Below are 16,392 nucleotides of genomic sequence, written 5' to 3'. Positions count from 1 at the left end.
CCCGATAGCGATTGAGGTTTGATCGGTCATCATCCAGACCAATGTTGTCGGACGCATAGTTCTCCCGCTCGTAAACCGAGGCAGAGGTTAGAACGCGGCGACACGCAGTGGAACATGACGCAATCTTCTTGAGGGATTCATCATGCGCCGCATTTTTCGTATACTATCTGTAGCCGCCGGCATGATTGCCGCCCCGGCCTTCGCGCAGGATGCCGCGCCGGCGGGGCCAGCGGCGCCACCCAGCGCGTTCACCGTCACCGGCGGCGCGACCTTGATCAGCGACTATCGCTTCCGCGGCCTCTCGCAGACCAACACGCATGCCGCGATCCAGGGCACGATCGGCGTCAGCCATTCGTCGGGCCTGTATATCGGCACGTGGGGCAGCTCGATCGACGATTATATCGCGGCGGGCAGCGATCAGGAGATCGATCTCTACGGCGGCTACAAGAAGACCGTCGCCGGCTGGGCGTTCGACGGCGGCATGCTCTATTATTTCTATTCGGGGAACGCGAAGGGGACGACGACCGACTTCTTCGAGCCGTACCTGAACGCCTCGCACACGTTCGGTCCGGTCGGCGTCAAGGTCGGCCTCAATTATTCGTGGAAGCAGCATGCGCTGCGCTGCGACTATGATCCGCGCTGCCCCGGCGCGCGTCAGGACAATCTCTACACCTATGGCGAGCTGTCCGGCGCGATCCCGCATACCGGCGTGACGATCACCGGCCATATCGGCGAGACGTGGGGTCGCTCCTACCTCACCAACGGCCTCAAGGATTATACCGACTGGAGCCTGACCGCGGCCTATACGTGGAAGTCGCTGACCTTCAGCGTCGCCTACGTCGATACCGACGTGAAGCAGGGCGAGATCGTCTCGCCGTCGGGCCGCAACATCGGCAAGGCCGGTGTGGTCGGGGGCGTCGGCATCGCCTTCTGATCGCGCGTCGATTTGAACATAGACGGAACGAGACAAGAACAAATGCTTGACATTCGGCAGCGCCTGTGGCATAAGCAAGTCACGCTGAACTGACGGGTCGAGCCAATCGACCGCGCCGTTCGACTTTGAGGGCCGGGCGATCTCCCACGGGGAGGTCGCACCGGCCCTTGGCTTGAGCGAGGGCCTTCACACATGACGGATGAGGAAAGCGCGCGGCCGGCGACGGTCGCGGCGAGAAAGCGTGCGCGTGCCCCGGCGAGGGGCCGGGCGCGCAAGGCCAAGCCGGTGCGCTGGTCGGCGAAACGCGAGACGATTTTCCTCGAGACGCTGGCCGAGACGTCGAACGTCGCGGCCTCGGCGCGGGTATCGGGCCTGTCGGAGAGCAACATCTACCGCAAGCGGCGGAAGGACGAGGACTTCCGCGCCCGCTGGGCGGCGGCGCTGCGCGAGGGCGTGGCGCGGCTGGAGACGATGCTGCTCGGCCGCGCGCTCAACGGCGTCGAGAAACCGGTGTGGCACGGCGGCAAGAAGGTCGGGACGATGATCGAATATTCGGACCGGCTGGCGCTCGCCTTGCTCAATGCGCATCGCGGTGCGTCGCTCGGCGGCGCCGAGGCATCGGAGCGCTCGGTGGAGGATGTGCGCGCCGATTTCCTGCGGCGGCTGGCGACCGCTATCGGCTGCAGCTCGGCACCCGGACGATCGAGGTCGACGGCACGCGCTGCGATTATCCAGTCGCTGACCAGGCCGCCGATGGCGTCGCGGCAGGTGCGCCGTTGACCGTGACGATCGCTGCGCTCGGCGCGCGCGGCGCCTCGCAGCCCGCCGCCACCGCAACCTTCATCCTGTGAGGAGCCGACCATGACCGGACAGACCGCACGCTTCGCTTTTCCGCTGCTGGAGCCGGGGCAGGCGCAGAAGGAGCTCTATCACAACGAGGCGCTGGCGCTGCTCGACGCGGTGGTGCAGCCCGTCGCACAGACGATCGGCGACGATGCGCCGCCCGCCGCACCCGCGCCGGACCAGAGCTGGATCGTCGGCGCGGCACCGACCGGCGACTGGGCCGGCCACGCCGACGCGTTCGCCACCTGGACCGACGGCGGGTGGCGCTTCGTCGCGGCGGTCGAGGGCATGACGGCGTGGGTCGTCGCGGGCAATCTTCCGGCGCGGTTCGTCGGCGGCGCCTGGGCGGTCGGGCGCGTCACCGCGACGGCGCTGATCGTGGACGGGCATCAGGTGGTCGGCGCGGCGCAGCCGCCGATCGAAGACCCCGTCGGCGGCGGGGTCGCGGATGAGGCCGCAAGGGCCTCAATCCGTGACATTCTTGCCGCACTGCGCAACCACGGTCTCATCGCCGCGTGATATTTTTCGCGGGTGCGGGAAACTTTCGCGAACGACGGTGTTTAGGGGCAGCGTTCAACGGGTTCGAGCGATGCAAAGGGGCGATTTGTGACCGAGACATTTCGGCAACAGTCCATGCTTTTGCGCGCTTGCGTAGAACTCAGGACGAGATTAGTTGGTTTCGTTACCTGTTAAGAACCCTAGTAAGGAAAAGGGGACCACAATGCGTAAACTAGCCCTGATCGCCGGGTTGGCGTCAACGGCGCTCGCGTCGCCTGTCCTGGCAAAGGACAAGGCATGGTATGTCGGCGTCGAAGGCGGCGGCATCATCGCCGAGACTCAGAAGGTCAACATCGGCGCGGTCGATAGCGCGGACCAGGCCAAGTCGAAGAACGGTCTGTACGACGTCGACGGTATTGTCGGCTACGACCTCGGCATCGTTCGCCTCGAAGGCGAAGTGGGCTACAAGCACACCGAGCTGAAGACGCACAACACCGGCACGACCATCAACGGTCAGGCTGCGGGCAGCTATAACAGCGACCACAGCGGCAACACGTCGGTGCTCAGCTTCATGGGCAACGCCCTGCTGAACTTCGGCGACGACAAGGGCCTGAGCGGCTTCGTCGGCGGCGGCGTCGGCGTCGGCCGCGTCCACTACGGCATCTGGCGTCTGAACGGTGGCAACACCTTCCTCGACGGCAGCGACACGCGCTTCGCGTGGCAGGCGATCGCCGGCGTGCTGTACCCCGTGACCGACCACATCGACATCGGCGCCAAGTACCGCTTCTTCAACGAGAGCGGCATCCGCGTTCCGAGCAGCACGGGCAACGCGACGGCGGCCGGCCTCTCGACGGGTCGTTACCGTTCGAGCAGCCTGCTGGCGAGCATCGTGTACAACTTCGGCGAGCCGGCAGCACCGCCGCCCCCGCCGCCGCCCCCGCCGCCCCCGCCGCCGCCTCCCCCGCCGCCGCCGCCTCCGCCTCCGCCGCCGCCCGTGGCGAACCCGGGGCCGTTCATCGTGTTCTTCGACTGGAACAAGTCGGAAATCACGCCTGAGGCAGCGTCGATCCTCGACAATGCGGCGCAGGCCTACAGCACGACCGGCCAGGCGCAGGTCATGCTGGCCGGCTACACCGACACGTCGGGCTCGGCGAGCTACAACATGGGTCTGTCGCAGCGTCGCGCGGACTCGGTGAAGGCTTACCTCGCCGGCAAGGGCGTGCCCGATGGCGTGATGCAGACGCAGGCCTTCGGCGAGACGAAGCTGCTGGTGCAGACCGCCGACGGTGTGCGCGAGCCGCAGAACCGCCGCGTGGAGATCACCTACGGACCGAACGCCGGTCAGTAAGTCGATCAAGACGATCTGAAAAGGGGTCGGCCGGAAACGGCCGGCCCTTTTTCTTTGCCCGCGCGCGGCCGGTCATGCGCCGGCCCGATTGCCGACCGTCAGGCGAGCGCGTAGCGCGCGACCGCGTCATAGCTGACGCCATCATGGCCGAGCCGGCTTTCGTACAGGATGAAGGCGTCGATCGATGCCGGCGCGCTGCGCAATGCGGCGGTCCGCAGCAGGAACGGTTCGACCGGGCCCGCCGAGCGATCAAGCCGCGCGAGCGTGATGTGCGGGCGAAAGCTGCGCGGCTCCGGCGGCAGGCCAGCCACCACCAAGCGCGCTCGATCTTGGCATGCAGCGTCGCGAGCGCCGCATCTGCCGCGACACCCGCCCACAACGTATGCGGTGCGCCCTTGCGATCGAACGTGCTCGTGCCGGCGAGCGCGAGCGTCGGGCACGGTCCGGCGACGGTATCGAGCGCTGCGGCGACATCCTCCGCGGTCCGGCTATCAACCTCGCCGATGAAGCGGAGCGTCAGGTGGAGCTGTGCGTCATCCTGCCAGCGCGCGCCCGGCACCCCGCCCATCAGCGCGAGCAATTGCCGCCGCATCGCGGGCGGGGGACGCAGGGCGACGAACAGGCGGTGCATGCCCGATCCTAGGCCATGCCGCGCCGTCGCAGAAGCGCGATCGACCGGCGGGGCGGCCTCAGTCCGTGCGGCCAACCCTGCTCTTATACTCGCACTGCCCAAGTCGATTCGCACGTTTTGGAGCTAATCGACTTGGCGCGCCCGCGGCGCGGCCCGGCAATACTTTGACACACGCCGGACAGGCCCGGTTCAGCCCGTGCTTCCTAAATGCACATGCGTGGGGCCGGCCACCGCTTCCGCTTGAAAAACGGCGGCGACAGGCCGATATTCCGCACGATGCGCCGATCATGGCGCGATAGGAGCCTATTCGAAATGGCCAATTGGTCCGACCCCTGGGCGACCGCTGCGAGGACGACCAACGTCGGCGCGCGCGAGGCCGCATATGATGCGGGTCTCCGGTCGTATATGCTTTCCGTCTACAATTACATGGCGTCGGGCGTGCTGCTGACCGGCGTCGTCGCGCTGCTGTTCGCCAACAGCCCGTATATGAGCATGCTGTTCACGCCGCAGGGCCGCCCGTCGGGCCTCGGCTGGATCGTGATGCTCGCGCCGCTGGGCGTGGTCATGTGGCTGAGCTTCGGCATCAACCGCATCACCGAGACCACTGCCAAGGCGTTGTTCTGGGCCTATGCCGTGCTGATGGGCCTGTCGCTGTCGACGGTGCTGCTGGTCTATACCGGCGCCTCGGTCGCGCAGACCTTCTTCGCCAGCGCCGCGGCGTTCGGCGCGCTCAGCCTCTACGGCTACACGACCAAGAAGGATCTGTCGGGCTTCGGCAGCTTCCTCATCATGGGCGTGATCGGCATCATGGTGGCGATGCTCATCAACATGTTCCTGCGCTCGACCGGGCTCGATCTTGCGATCAGCATCCTTGGCGTGCTGCTGTTCGCCGGCCTCACCGCCTACGACACGCAGAAGATCAAGAGCATGTACTTCGCGGTCGGCGGCACCGCCTTCGCCGGCAAGTCGGTGGTGATGGGTGCGCTGCAACTCTACCTCGACTTCATCAACATGTTCATGTTCCTGCTGCGCTTCATGGGCGATCGCCGCTGATCGCAGCGACAGGCTGAACGAAATCGGGCCCGGCGGATCGCTCCGCCGGGCCCTTTTCTTTGTATATGGCTTCCGTTCTCCTGCGCACGCAGGAGGCCAGAGCGTCACGGGGGCACTTGCGCGGCCCTGGGCTCCTGCGTGCGCAGGAGAACGGCATAAATCTATTCCCGCGCCGGCATCGCCGCGTTGTCGAGCGCGCCGGCGCGCTGGTAGGCCGGGCGCGCGGTCATCCCGGCCCAGTAATCGACGAAGGCGGGGCGCGCCTCGATCGTGCCGAATTGCAGCCCGAAGCCGATCTGCGAGCCTGCTGCGACGTCGGCCGCGCTGAACCGATCGCCCGCCAGATAGGTCTTGCCGGTGACGGCGGTTTCCAGCGTGTCGAGCATCTCCTCGTAGGTGCCAAAGCCGACGCCCTTGCTCTTGTCCGCCGGCGGCAGCACGCCGAACGCCTTGGCGGTGATCGCCGCCTCGGCCGGGCCGGCGACAAAGAACAGCCAGCGATGATAGTCCGCGCTGGCGGGTGTGCCGGGCTCCGGCATCAGCCCGGCCTCGGGAAAGGCAGCGGCGAGGTAGGCACAGATCGCCGCGACTTCGGTCACCACCGCGTCGCCGTGGCGCAGGGTCGGCACCTTGCCCATCGGGTTGAGTGCGCGATAGTCCGCGCCCTTCAGCGCCGCGAAATCGAGATATTCGACGCGATAGGGCCGGCCGACCTCCTCGAGCATCCAGCGCGTGATGCGCCCGCGCGACATCGGGTTGGAATAGAGGATCAGGTCGTCGCTCATGCCAGTCGCTCCTTGAGGAAGGCGATCGTGCGCTCCCACGCCAGCTTGGCGGCGGCGGGATCGTAGCGCTCGGCCGAGGTGTCGTTGTTGAAGGCGTGGTTGGCGCCCTCGTAGAAATAGGCCTGCGCGGGCACGCCCGCCGCCTGCAGCGCCGCCACCCACGGCCGGCCGGTGGCGTTCACCCGATCGTCGAGCGCGCCATAATGGAGCAGCATCGCCGCCTTGACCTTGATCGCCTCGGACGGATCGGGCGCGGGGCCATAATAAGGCACGGCGGCGGTGAGCGCGCTGCCGGCGGCGACCGCGGTGCGATTGACCAGCGCACCGCCCCAGCAGAAGCCGATCGCCCCCACCTTGCCGGTGGCGAAGGCGTTGCCGCCCAGCCAGCGCACCGTGCCGACCGCATCGGCGGTGGTCTGGGCGAGATCGAGCTTGCCGATCATCGCGCGCGCCTGATCCTCGTCGGCCGGCGTGCCGCCAACGCCCGACAGGAAATCGGGCGCGCAGGCGACGAAGCCGGCCAGCGCCACGCGCCGCGCGACATCGCGGATATGATCGGTGAGCCCGCGATTTTCGTGCACCACCATCACCGCCGGCTGGTGCCCGCGCGCCTTCGCGGGCAGCGCCATGTAGCCGTGCAACTCGCGCCCCGGCGCGACCGTCCAGTGGATGTTGCTGGTCTTCAGCCTCTTGTCGTCGGGCGGCACGATCGCCGCGGCGGCGGGGCTGGCGGCGATGCTGCCGGCCAGCATCTCGGCGGCGGCGACGCTGCCGGTCAGCGCCACCATGTCGCGCATGAAGGCGCGACGGTTGCCATGGTCGTGCGTGAAGCGATCGTAGAGCGCGATGGCGCGCCGGCGCAGATCCTCGTCCATATCCTCTCCTCCGCTTCTTGTATCAGGGCCGTGCCGGCTCGCCGCCATAGCGTCCGAACCAGGCGAGGATCGCCTCGGCCTTGGCGGCCGATTGCGACGGCTTCTCCGCCAGCCCCTCGTGGTTGGCGCCGGGCACCTTGACCAGTTCGGTCGGCACGCCGCGCAATTTGAGCGCGGTGTAGAATTGCTCGGCCTCGCTCACCGGCGTGCGATAATCGGCGCTGCCGACGACGACGAGCGTCGGCGTCTTGACGTTGCCGGCGAGGCTGAGCGGCGAGCGCGCCCAATAACCCTGCGGATCCTCCCACGGGAATTTGCCGAACCAATATTTGGCGAAATAATTGGTCTGGTCGGCGGTGAGCACGAAGCTCGCCCAGTCGATCACCGGCTTCTGTGCGGCGGCCGCCTTGAAGCGGTCGGTCTTGCCGACGATCCACGAGGTGAGCAGTCCGCCGCCCGAGCCGCCGGTGACGTAGAGCCGGTCGGCGTCGACATGCCCGTCCGCGATCGCGGCATCGACCGCCGACATCAGGTCGTCATAATCGTGCGCGGGATAGCTGTGGTGGATCTGGTTGGCGAACGCCTCCCCATAGGAGGTCGAGCCGCGCGGATTGGCGTAGAGCACGACATATCCCGCCGCCGCATAGAGCTGGTCGTCCGACGAGAAAGACGGGCCGTAGGCAGCGAACGGCCCGCCGTGGATCTCCAGGATCATCGGATATTTGCGCGACGGATCGAAATCGGGCGGTGTCACCATCCACGCATCGATCGGCGCGCGATCGAAGGCGGAGGTCACGGACAAATGACGCACCTGGCCCAGCGCCTTGGCCGACAGCGCTTCCTCGTTGAGCTGGGTCAGCCGCCGCGCGGCGCCGCCATGCGCGATCATCACGTCGGCCGGGCGGAGCGCGGTGCCGCCGGTGAAGGCGACCGTGCCGTCCTTCGCGACCGAGAAAGCGCCGCCGGTATAGGGCCGGTCGAACACCGACTGGACCAATCCCTCGACCTCGGTGCGGATCGCGCCGTCGAGGCCGACGCGGGCGACGCGCGTCACGCCATGATCGTCATATTTGACGTAGATCGCCTTGCCGTCGGCCGCCCATACCGGGCTGCCCACGCTGCGATCGAGCTTGGCGGTCAGTACGCGATCATGGTTGCCGTCGCGGTCCATCACCGACAGCAACACCGTCTGGCTGCCGAGCAATCGGTCCTCGAAGCCGAGATAGGCGATGTGCGCGCCGTCGGGCGAGACCACCGCATTGCCGTTCGGGCCGGCGCGGTGGGTGAGCTGGCTGGTCGCGCCGCTCGCGACGTCGACCGCGAAGATGTCGGTGCGGTTGGGGTTGCGCTCGGCATCGTCGGTGCGGTTGCTGGCGACGAGGATCGTGCGGTCGTCCTTCGTCCACGACAGCGGCCCTTCCTCGTCCTGCGACCCGAAGGTGAGCTGGCGCGGGCTGCCACCGTCGGCCGCGATCACGAACAGATGGTCGAAGCCGGGCGCGCCATAGCCGCCCTCGTCCTGCCGGTAGACGAGCTTGGTGATGACCTGCAGCGACGGCGCCCATTGCGCGCCTTCGGGCTTGGCGAGCGGGGTGCCGAGGGTTGCGGCCGTGCCGGGCACCGTCAGCAGATAGGCCAGCCGCGTACCGTCGGGCGACCATGCCACCGCGCCCGGCGTCGAGGGCAGGCTGGTGACGCGCGCGGTGCCACCGCCCGGCGTCATCCAGCGGACGTAGAGCTGCGCGCCGCCGCCGTCGGCGGTGGAGATATAAGCGAGGCGCGTGCCGTCGGGCGACCAGCGCGGATTGAGATGCGCGCCGGCGCTGGCGACCAGCGGGGTCTGCGCGCCGCTTTTCACGTCGACCAGCCACAGCGTCGAGCGCGCGCGATCGGTCATGATGTCGTTGGATTTGCGGACGTAGACAATCTTCGTCCCGTCCGGGCTGATCTGCGGATCGCTCGCCGCCTCCAGCCCGAACAGGTCGAGCGGGCCGAAGGTGCGCGCGGGCGCGATCGGTGCGGCGGCGATGGCCGCGGGCGCGGCGGCGAGGAGGAGAGCGGCGAAAGCGGTGCGGAGCGGGGTCTTCATGGCGCGCAGCATGGTCGTTTCGCGCGCCTTGGCAAGCGGGATGCGACCGGAGCGGTGCGCGCAACCGTGCTTCTGCGCAGGCAGGAGCCCAGGCGGTGGGCGCGGTCATCCGAAGCTCTGGGCTCCTGCCTGCGCAGGAGCACGCGGTCGTTCAGTAGCGCGCGGTCTCGTAGACGCGGCTGAGGTCGCCACCCCATGCGCCATGATACAGGTCGAGCAGGCGCTGCGCCGGCACCTTGCCGCTTTCGACGATCTCGTGCAGCGGCGCGAGGAAGCCGGTCTCGTCGTCGCCCGCGGCGTTGAGGCGACGGCGTGCGGCGAGGCCGCGGCGCGAGATTTCGAGGATCTGCTTGCCGAGCTGCTGGAAGGTCCGCCCGCGCGGGCCGGTGGCGGCGAGGCCGAGCTTCGGCACTTCGGCGCGGATGCGGCGATGGTCCTCGATCGTCCAGTGCTTCACTTCGTCCCACGCCGCGTCGAGCGCCTGATCGTCGTAGAGCAGCCCGACCCAGAAAGCCGGCAGCGCCGAGATCGTCTCGAGCGGGCCGCCGTCGGCGCCACGCATCTCGAGGAAGCTCTTCAGCCGCACCTCGGGGAAAGCGGTCGACAGATGATCGGACCAGTCGGCGATGCGCGGCGTCTCGCCCGGAAGCACCGACAATTTTCCGGCGAGGAAATCGCGGAAATCGAGCCCCGCCGCGTCGATATATTTGCCGTCGCGGAACACGAAATACATCGGCACGCCGAGCATGTAATCGGCGTAGCGCTCGTAACCGAAGCCGTCCTCGAACACGAACGGCAGCATGCCGGTGCGGTGCGGATCGGTGTCGGTCCAGATGTGGCTGCGATAGGAGAGGAAGCCGTTGGGCTTGCCCTCGGTGAAGGGCGAATTGGCGAACAAGGCGGTCGCGAGCGGCTGCAGCGCGAGGCTGACGCGAAACTTCTTCACCATGTCCGCCTCGCTCGCATAATCGAGGTTGGTCTGGATGGTGCAGGTGCGCAGCATCATGTCGAGCCCGAGGCTGCCGACGCGCGGCATGTGGCGCAGCATGATCTCGTAGCGGCCCTTGGGCATGATCGGCAGCTCGGCGCGGGTCTTGTCCGGCCAGAAGCCGAGGCCGAGGAAACCCATGCCAAGCTTCGCGCCGATCTCGTTCACCTGCGCGATATGGCGGGCGGTCTCTGCGCCGGTCTCGTGAAGGTTTTCGAGCGGCGCGCCCGACAATTCGAACTGGCCGGCGGGCTCGAGGCTGATCGCGCCGTCGGGGCCGGAGAGCGCGATGATATTCTCGCCCTCATAGACCGGCTCCCACCCGAATTTTGTGAGGCCGATCATCAGCGCGTGGATGCCGCCTTTCTCCTCGTAGGAGGGGGCGTGATGATCGGTGGTCGAGAAGACGAATTTCTCGTGCTCGGTGCCGATCCGCCAGCGATCCTTGGTCTTTTCGCCACGGGCGAACAGACCGATCAGGTCGGCCCGGCTCTCGATCAGGGGGTCGGGGCCGGCGTCGGCCGTACGCGTCGTCATGGGGCGGCGCCTTAGCTGCCTACCGATCGGTACGCTAGGCCCTCGTTCGGGCCGTCAGCGCCAGTCGCCGGCCGTCGCCATCCACACCGCCAGCGCCGCCGCCGCCGCCGTTTCGGCGCGCAGGATACGCGGGCCGAGCGCGATCGCGACCGCACCCGCAGTGGCGCGGATGCGGTCGCGTTCCTCCGGCGTGAAGCCGCCTTCGGGGCCGATCAGGATCGCGGCGGGCGCGGCGCCGGCGGCCTGCGCGAGCGGCGTCCCGCCGGTCTCGTCGGCGAACAGCAAGGTGCGGCGCGCATCCCAGCCGCGCAGCAGCGCGTCGAGCGTGGTCGGCTCGGCCAGTTCGGGCAATGCGGTGCGGTCGCATTGCTCGGCCGCCTCGATCGCGTGCGCGCGCAGCCGGTCGAGATTGACGCGATCGACGATGGTGCGGCGGGTGATGATCGGCTGCATCCGCGCGACGCCGAGCTCGGTTGCTTTCTCGACCAGCCAGTCGATCGGGCCTTTCTTGATCGGCGCGAACAGCAGCCAGATGTCGGGCACTGCCTCGCGCTCGCGCAGCTGCCGCGTGACGGTGAGCGCGATCGTGCGCTTGCCGGCGTCCGCAACCTCGGCCAGCCATTCGCCGGTGCGATCGTCGAACAGCCGCACCGGGTCGCCCGGCTTCAACCGCATCACCGCGCCGAGATAATTGGCCTGTGGGCCGTCCAGCGACAGATGGAGGCCGTCGCCCAATGGCTGGTCGACGAACAGGCGCGGCGTGCTGGCGGGCGGCCAGGCGGGGGTGGCGGGCATGGCTTGGTTCATAAGCGTGGCGGGCCGCCGCCGTCACCCCGAACATGTCGGATGCTCCATGCTTTCAAGGGCGTCATGATCGCGCGCTTCAACTCGTGCGTTCCGGCGTCTAGGGACATGGCGTGACATCTTCTCCCGACACGATCGTCCCCGATAGCGAGCGGCGCGGGCTCGTCGCGGCGTTGCCGGCGGCGGTGCGGCCTTTCTACTTGCTCGCGCGGTTCGACCGCCCGATCGGGGGATGGCTGCTGTTCTGGCCGGGCGCGTGGGCGATCGCGCTGGCCGGCGCGGCGGTCGCGCGCTGGGATCTGCTCGTGCTGATCGGCGTCGGGGCGGTGGCGATGCGCGGCGCGGGCTGCGTCTATAACGACATCGTCGACCGCGATCTCGACGCGCGGGTGGCGCGCACGCGCGACCGCCCGCTGGCGAGCGGGCGCATCAGCCTGAAGGCGGCGTGGGCGTTCCTGCTCGGCCTGTGCCTGATCGGGCTGGCGGTTTTGCTGTGCCTCGACCGGACGGCGCAGATCGTGGCACTGGCGAGCATCGCGCCGGTCGCCGCTTATCCCTTCATGAAGCGGATTACGTGGTGGCCGCAGGCGTGGCTAGGGATCGTCTTCTCGTGGGCGGCTCTGGTCGGCTGGCCGGCGGCGACCGGCACGCTCGCCGCGCCGATGGCATGGCTCTATGCCGGCGCGATCGCGTGGGTGGTGGGCTATGACACGATCTACGCGCTGCAGGATATCGAGGACGATGCGCTGGCGGGCGTGAAGTCTTCGGCGCGTGCGCTCGGCGCGCATGCGCGCGGCGGGATCGCTTTGTTCTATGTCGTGGCACTGGCGTTGTGGGCGCGCGCCTTGTGGCTGGTGCGGCCGGAGCCGCTGGCGCTCGCGGCATTGCTGCCGATGGCGCTCCACCTCGGCTGGCAGGTCGCGGGGCTGCGCGTCGCCGACCCCGTCGATGCGCTCCGCCGCTTCCGCTCGAACCGCTTTGCCGGCCTGCTGATGGCGCTCGCCTGCCTCGTCGTCGGCAGCGCCTCGGTTCTTTAAGGGGGTGACCTCGGGCGTCGCGCTACCTAAGTGCGCCGCATGAGCCCCGCCGAAGCCGAATCCCGTGTCGCCCATCTCGTCGCCGCTGCGCGCAAGGCCGGGGCGGATGCCGCCGATGCGGTCTACTTCCGCAACCAGTCGACCGAGGTGCAGGTGCGGCTCGGCCAGCTGGAGGATGTCGGCCGCTCCGACGGCGAGGAGATCGGCCTGCGCCTGTTCGTCGGCAAGCGTTCGGCCAGCGTCTCCTCGTCGGACCTGTCGACCGACGCGCTGACCGCTCTGGTCGAGCGTGCGGCGGCGATGGCGCGCGAGGCGCCCGAAGACGATTATGCCGGCCTCGCGCCCGCCGACCGGCTGCTGACCGGCGATGCGGTGCCGATCGACGGCGACGATGGCGAGGATCCCTCGCCGGCCGCGTTGCGCGAACGGGCGCAGGCGGCGGAAGAAGCTGCGCGCGGCATCGCCGGCGTCACCAACAGCGAGGGCGCGGGCGCGAGCGCGGGGCGCACGATCATGGCGCTCGCCACCTCGACCGGCTTCGCGCGCGCGTCGGTCACGTCGGGCTATGGCTGCTCGGCCAGCGTGATCGCGGGCACCGGCGCGACCATGCAACGCGATTATGCCTATCATTCGACCCGCCACCTGAGCGACCTGGAGGAAGCTGGCGCGATCGGTCGGCGCGCGGGCGAGCGCGCCATCGCCCGGCTCAATCCCGGCAAGCTCGCCTCCGGGCCGATGCCGGTGGTCTACGATCCGCGTGTCGGCACCAGCCTGATCGGCCATCTCGCCGGCGCGATCACCGGCGGCGCGATCGCGCGGCGCACCAGCTTCCTGCTCGGCAAGTTGGAAGAGCAGGTGTTCGCGCGCGGCGTCACCATCCGCGACGATCCGCACCGCCCGCGCGGCCTGCGCAGCCGCGCCTTCGACGGCGAGGGCCTGCCGACCGCGCCGCTCGATCTGGTCGCCGACGGTGTGCTCACGACGTGGCTGCTCGACAGCGCCTCGGCCCGGCAGCTCGGCCTGGCGCCGACCGGCCACGCCGCGCGCGGCGGCAGCGGCGCGCCGGGGGCGGGCACCAGCAATCTCTATCTCGCGCCCGGCACGCACACCGTGGACGAACTGATCGGCGACATCGCGCTCGGCGTCTATGTCACCGAATTGATCGGGCAGGGCGTCAACGGCATCACCGGCGATTACAGCCGTGGCGCCTCCGGTTTCGCGATCCGTGACGGCAAGCTCGCCGAACCGGTTGCCGAGATCACGATCGCGGGTAATCTGGCCGAGATGTTCCTGCACCTCACCCCCGCCGACGATCTGGAGTTCCGCCGCGCGATGGATGTGCCGACGGTGCGGATCGACGGGATGATCGTCGCCGGTGCCTGACGCGCTGGTCGATGCCGTCGCGGCGGCCGCACGCGATGCGGGCCGCCTCGCGCTCGACCGGACGGGCACGGACTATCGCCGCTGGGAAAAGGCACCCGGCCACCCGGTGTGCGAGATCGATCTCGCGGTCGACGTGATGCTGAAGCATCGCCTGCGCGCGATCGATCCCGAGGCGGGCTGGCTGTCGGAGGAGACCGCCGACGATCCCGCGCGGCTCGATCGCAGGCGGGTATGGGTGGTCGATCCGATCGACGGCACGCGCGATTATCTGCGCGGGCGCAGCGGCTGGTGCGTCTCGATCGCCTTGGTCGAGGAGGGGCGGCTGGTGCTCGGCGTGCTGGAGGCGCCGGCGCTCGGCCAGACCTATGTCGCCACCGTCGGCGGCGGGGCGTGGCGCAACGGCGCGGCGCTTCATGCGTCGGATCGGACGGCGCTGTCCGGTGCGCGCGTGCCGACCGATACGCTGCCAAAGGGCGACGACGATCTGGTGATGGTCGGGCGGCCCAATTCGATCGCGCTGCGCATGGCGATGGTCGCGGCCGACGAGGCCGACCTGTGCGCCACGATCCGCTGGGGGCATGAATGGGATATCGCCGCGGCGGCGCTGATCGTCACCGAGGCGGGCGGCTGCGCGACCGACGTGCTCGGCCGGCCGGTCCGTTACAACAGCCAGCGCGGCGAGGTGTTCGGCGTGCTGGCGAGCGCCCCCGGCCTCCATACGCTCGCTCGCGACCGATTGGAGGAGCGCGCCGATGCGGCATTTGCGCGCTAGCGCCATTCCGCTGCTGGCCGCGCTCGCGCTGGCCGGCTGTGGGCCGGAAGACGTGCGCTGGGACGGCTATGCGCTGCGCGACCGGCCGGGCGAGGATTCGACGCGCCTGATCGGCTCCTACGGCACGTTCGACGGCTGCCGCGCCGGGCTGCTGGCGACCGACAGCGATGCCTCGTCCGAAGCGCTCGTCTGCGCGCGCGGCTGCCCGCCGCCGGTGCGCGGCATGCTCGAACAATGCGCGACGGTGCAGGTGGTGCGCGCGGTGCAGACGGTCGTGCGCGACGACCTCGCTACGCCACAAGCGGCACCCGCAGCCGTGGAAGGTCGATCGCCGGACAGCGGTCCATCACGACCTTGAGCCCGGCCGCCTCGGCGCGCGCGGCCGCGTCGTGGTTGATCACGCCGATCTGCAGCCACACCGCCTTCGCGCCCACCGCGATCGCCTGATCCACCGCCTCGCCCGCGGCTTCGGGCCGACGGAAGATATCGACCAGATCGATCGGCTCGCCGATCTGCGCCAGCTCGCGCCAGATATATTCGCCGTGGACATGCTCGCCGGTGATCTGCGGATTGACCGGCAGCACGCGATAGCCCCAGTCCTGCAGCACCTTCATAACGCCGTAGCTCGGCCGGCCGGGCCGATCCGATGCGCCGACCAATGCGATGGTGCGCGTTTCCGCGAGCAGGGCGGCGATATCGGCATCGGCGGTGAGTGGCATGAAGCGGCCTCCTGTCGCGGTCAGAACGCCGGCGTGGCCGCGGGGTTCAGCCACGCCGCCACGCGTGCGGCGATGGCGCGGAACGGTTCGCCCTCGGCCGTGTCGCCCGCCGCTGGCGGCTCGCCGGCGTCGGAGGCGCGCCGCACGTCGATCGACAGCGGCACGCGGCCCAGGAAGGGCAGGTTGCGCGTCGCGGCCTCGGCCTCCGCGCCGCCGGTGCCGAACGGATCGGAGACCGCGCCGCACGACGGGCAGACATAGCCCGCCATATTCTCGACCAGGCCGATCACCGGCACGCCGGCCTTGTCGAACAGGTCGATCGCGCGCGCGGCATCGATCAGCGCCAGATCCTGCGGCGTCGACACGATCACCGCGCCGGCCGGGCGATGCTTCTGGATCATCGACAGCTGCACGTCGCCGGTGCCGGGCGGCAGATCGACGATGATGACCGCGGTATCGCCCCAATGCGCGTCGACCATCTGGCCGAGCGCGTTGCTGACCATCGGCCCGCGCCACGCGATCGCCTGGCCCGGCGCGATCAATTGCCCCATCGAGAGCATGGCGACGCCGAACGGGGTCGGCGTCGGGATCATGCGGCTGTCTTCCGCCTCGGGCCGCGTATCGGTCTGCATCAGCCGTGTCTGCGACGGCCCATAGATATCGGCGTCGATCAGCCCGGTGCGCACCCCCAACCGCGCCAGCGCGACGGCGAGGTTGGCGGCGACGGTCGATTTGCCGACGCCGCCCTTGCCGCTGGCGACGGCGATCAGGCGTGGCCCCTGCGCGCGCTCGGCGGTGAGCGCGACGCGCACGGTCGCGACGCCGGGCACCGGCGCCAGCGCGGCACGGACCTCGGCCTCTAGCGCGGCGCGCGCGGCGGGATCGAGCCCGGTCACGTCGATCAGCACGTCGACCGTCCCACCCTCGATCCGCGGCGGCGCCGCCCGTCCAGAGAGAATCAGGCCGCGTCCGCTGGTCGGATCGGCGATGCGGTCGAGGGCGGCGGCGAGGACGGCGGGGTCGGTCATCGCCGCCGCTTAGGCCCTTCGACTGACCGAGGGCACTGTTTTTCCTAAAGGCGATATCTATAAGGGCG

General features: G+C 69.2%; 16 protein-coding genes and 1 pseudogene. 9 read left to right on the top strand and 8 right to left on the bottom strand.

The genetic code is table 11. The annotated features are described in order from the left end of the window. The first annotated feature begins 181 nt into the window (after positions 1 to 181). From K8P63_RS16955 to K8P63_RS16940, 4 genes are all read left to right on the top strand, one after another. Positions 182 to 934: a TorF family putative porin gene (locus tag K8P63_RS16955; protein ID WP_223797179.1), complete on the top strand. Its 753-nt coding sequence runs from the start codon at positions 182 to 184 to the stop codon at positions 932 to 934. 192 nt (positions 935 to 1,126) lie between these two features. Then, complete coding sequence (locus K8P63_RS16950; RefSeq protein WP_223797178.1) at positions 1,127 to 1,714, top strand: hypothetical protein; 588 nt, start codon at positions 1,127 to 1,129, stop codon at positions 1,712 to 1,714. Between the two features lie 81 nt (positions 1,715 to 1,795). Then, positions 1,796 to 2,296: a DUF2793 domain-containing protein gene (locus K8P63_RS16945; RefSeq protein ID WP_223797177.1), complete on the top strand. Its 501-nt coding sequence runs from the start codon at positions 1,796 to 1,798 to the stop codon at positions 2,294 to 2,296. Between the two features lie 202 nt (positions 2,297 to 2,498). Next, entirely contained in the window at positions 2,499 to 3,623 is a 1,125-nt protein-coding gene (locus K8P63_RS16940; RefSeq protein WP_223799862.1) for an OmpA family protein, read from the top strand. 98 nt (positions 3,624 to 3,721) lie between these two features. On the opposite strand, the pseudogene thpR reads toward K8P63_RS16940, so the two are convergent. Next, positions 3,722 to 4,254: pseudogene (gene thpR / locus K8P63_RS16935) on the bottom strand (RNA 2',3'-cyclic phosphodiesterase). Between the two features lie 312 nt (positions 4,255 to 4,566). Here thpR and K8P63_RS16930 point away from each other — a divergent pair. Then, positions 4,567 to 5,307: a Bax inhibitor-1/YccA family protein gene (locus tag K8P63_RS16930; RefSeq protein WP_223797176.1), complete on the top strand. Its 741-nt coding sequence runs from the start codon at positions 4,567 to 4,569 to the stop codon at positions 5,305 to 5,307. 161 nt (positions 5,308 to 5,468) lie between these two features. Here K8P63_RS16930 and K8P63_RS16925 read toward each other — a convergent pair whose 3' ends face one another. The 5 genes from K8P63_RS16925 to K8P63_RS16905 all read right to left on the bottom strand — a co-directional run bounded on the left by K8P63_RS16925 (position 5,469) and on the right by K8P63_RS16905 (position 11,376). Then, positions 5,469 to 6,092, bottom strand: coding sequence for a glutathione S-transferase family protein (locus tag K8P63_RS16925; protein ID WP_223797175.1), 624 nt, complete (start codon positions 6,090 to 6,092; stop codon positions 5,469 to 5,471). Next, on the bottom strand, positions 6,089 to 6,967 hold the full coding sequence (locus K8P63_RS16920) for a dienelactone hydrolase family protein (RefSeq protein WP_223797174.1): 879 nt from the start codon (positions 6,965 to 6,967) through the stop codon (positions 6,089 to 6,091). The genes K8P63_RS16925 and K8P63_RS16920 overlap by 4 nt, the downstream gene beginning before the upstream one ends. Positions 6,968 to 6,989: 22 nt before the next feature. After that, positions 6,990 to 9,056, bottom strand: a complete 2,067-nt coding sequence (locus K8P63_RS16915) for an alpha/beta hydrolase family protein (RefSeq protein WP_223797173.1) — start codon at positions 9,054 to 9,056, stop codon at positions 6,990 to 6,992. Positions 9,057 to 9,207: 151 nt separating this feature from the next. Continuing rightward, on the bottom strand, positions 9,208 to 10,581 hold the full coding sequence (locus K8P63_RS16910) for a glutamate--cysteine ligase (protein WP_223797172.1): 1,374 nt from the start codon (positions 10,579 to 10,581) through the stop codon (positions 9,208 to 9,210). 54 nt (positions 10,582 to 10,635) lie between these two features. After that, entirely contained in the window at positions 10,636 to 11,376 is a 741-nt protein-coding gene (locus K8P63_RS16905; RefSeq protein ID WP_223797171.1) for a 16S rRNA (uracil(1498)-N(3))-methyltransferase, read from the bottom strand. A 122-nt stretch (positions 11,377 to 11,498) separates the two neighbouring features. On the opposite strand from K8P63_RS16905, the gene ubiA reads away from it, so the two are divergent. From ubiA to K8P63_RS16885, 4 genes are read left to right on the top strand one after another with little or no spacing between them, the layout of a single operon-like run. Further along, positions 11,499 to 12,422, top strand: coding sequence for a 4-hydroxybenzoate octaprenyltransferase (gene ubiA, locus K8P63_RS16900; protein ID WP_223797170.1), 924 nt, complete (start codon positions 11,499 to 11,501; stop codon positions 12,420 to 12,422). Positions 12,423 to 12,461: 39 nt separating this feature from the next. After that, positions 12,462 to 13,805, top strand: coding sequence for a TldD/PmbA family protein (locus K8P63_RS16895; protein ID WP_223797169.1), 1,344 nt, complete (start codon positions 12,462 to 12,464; stop codon positions 13,803 to 13,805). After that, positions 13,798 to 14,577 carry a 3'(2'),5'-bisphosphate nucleotidase CysQ gene (locus K8P63_RS16890; protein WP_223797168.1) on the top strand — a complete coding sequence of 260 codons (780 nt, stop codon included), beginning with the start codon at positions 13,798 to 13,800 and terminating at the stop codon, positions 14,575 to 14,577. Before K8P63_RS16895 ends, K8P63_RS16890 begins: the two co-directional genes overlap by 8 nt. Beyond that, the gene (locus tag K8P63_RS16885) at positions 14,558 to 14,935 is read left to right on the top strand and encodes a hypothetical protein (RefSeq protein ID WP_223797167.1); all 378 of its coding nucleotides are present in this window, start codon (positions 14,558 to 14,560) and stop codon (positions 14,933 to 14,935) included. The genes K8P63_RS16890 and K8P63_RS16885 overlap by 20 nt, the downstream gene beginning before the upstream one ends. On the opposite strand, the gene K8P63_RS16880 is transcribed toward K8P63_RS16885, so the two are convergent. Continuing rightward, positions 14,868 to 15,296, bottom strand: coding sequence for a CoA-binding protein (locus K8P63_RS16880; RefSeq protein ID WP_223797166.1), 429 nt, complete (start codon positions 15,294 to 15,296; stop codon positions 14,868 to 14,870). The genes K8P63_RS16885 and K8P63_RS16880 overlap by 68 nt on opposite strands. A 20-nt stretch (positions 15,297 to 15,316) precedes the next feature. After that, complete coding sequence (locus K8P63_RS16875; RefSeq protein ID WP_223797165.1) at positions 15,317 to 16,324, bottom strand: Mrp/NBP35 family ATP-binding protein; 1,008 nt, start codon at positions 16,322 to 16,324, stop codon at positions 15,317 to 15,319. Positions 16,325 to 16,392: the final 68 nt, after the last annotated feature.

Origin of the sequence: Sphingomonas nostoxanthinifaciens, assembly GCF_019930585.1 — a bacterium.
Lineage (GTDB): Bacteria > Pseudomonadota > Alphaproteobacteria > Sphingomonadales > Sphingomonadaceae > Sphingomonas_I > Sphingomonas_I nostoxanthinifaciens.
This window is presented reverse-complemented; position numbering and strand designations above follow the sequence as displayed.

Bases quoted from the DNA above. Each gene is read 5' to 3' on its own strand.
- K8P63_RS16950 (WP_223797178.1), top strand. From the start codon at position 1,127: ATGACGGATGAGGAAAGCGCGCGGCCGGCGACGGTCGCGGCGAGAAAG.
- K8P63_RS16925 (WP_223797175.1), bottom strand. From the start codon at position 6,092: ATGAGCGACGACCTGATCCTCTATTCCAACCCGATGTCGCGCGGGCGC.
- K8P63_RS16880 (WP_223797166.1), bottom strand. From the start codon at position 15,296: ATGCCACTCACCGCCGATGCCGATATCGCCGCCCTGCTCGCGGAAACG.
- K8P63_RS16905 (WP_223797171.1), bottom strand. From the start codon at position 11,376: ATGCCCGCCACCCCCGCCTGGCCGCCCGCCAGCACGCCGCGCCTGTTC.
- K8P63_RS16875 (WP_223797165.1), bottom strand. From the start codon at position 16,324: ATGACCGACCCCGCCGTCCTCGCCGCCGCCCTCGACCGCATCGCCGAT.
- K8P63_RS16895 (WP_223797169.1), top strand. From the start codon at position 12,462: ATGAGCCCCGCCGAAGCCGAATCCCGTGTCGCCCATCTCGTCGCCGCT.
- K8P63_RS16945 (WP_223797177.1), top strand. From the start codon at position 1,796: ATGACCGGACAGACCGCACGCTTCGCTTTTCCGCTGCTGGAGCCGGGG.
- K8P63_RS16930 (WP_223797176.1), top strand. From the start codon at position 4,567: ATGGCCAATTGGTCCGACCCCTGGGCGACCGCTGCGAGGACGACCAAC.
- K8P63_RS16885 (WP_223797167.1), top strand. From the start codon at position 14,558: ATGCGGCATTTGCGCGCTAGCGCCATTCCGCTGCTGGCCGCGCTCGCG.
- K8P63_RS16920 (WP_223797174.1), bottom strand. From the start codon at position 6,967: ATGGACGAGGATCTGCGCCGGCGCGCCATCGCGCTCTACGATCGCTTC.
- K8P63_RS16940 (WP_223799862.1), top strand. From the start codon at position 2,499: ATGCGTAAACTAGCCCTGATCGCCGGGTTGGCGTCAACGGCGCTCGCG.
- K8P63_RS16955 (WP_223797179.1), top strand. From the start codon at position 182: ATGATTGCCGCCCCGGCCTTCGCGCAGGATGCCGCGCCGGCGGGGCCA.
- K8P63_RS16915 (WP_223797173.1), bottom strand. From the start codon at position 9,056: ATGAAGACCCCGCTCCGCACCGCTTTCGCCGCTCTCCTCCTCGCCGCC.
- K8P63_RS16910 (WP_223797172.1), bottom strand. From the start codon at position 10,581: ATGACGACGCGTACGGCCGACGCCGGCCCCGACCCCCTGATCGAGAGC.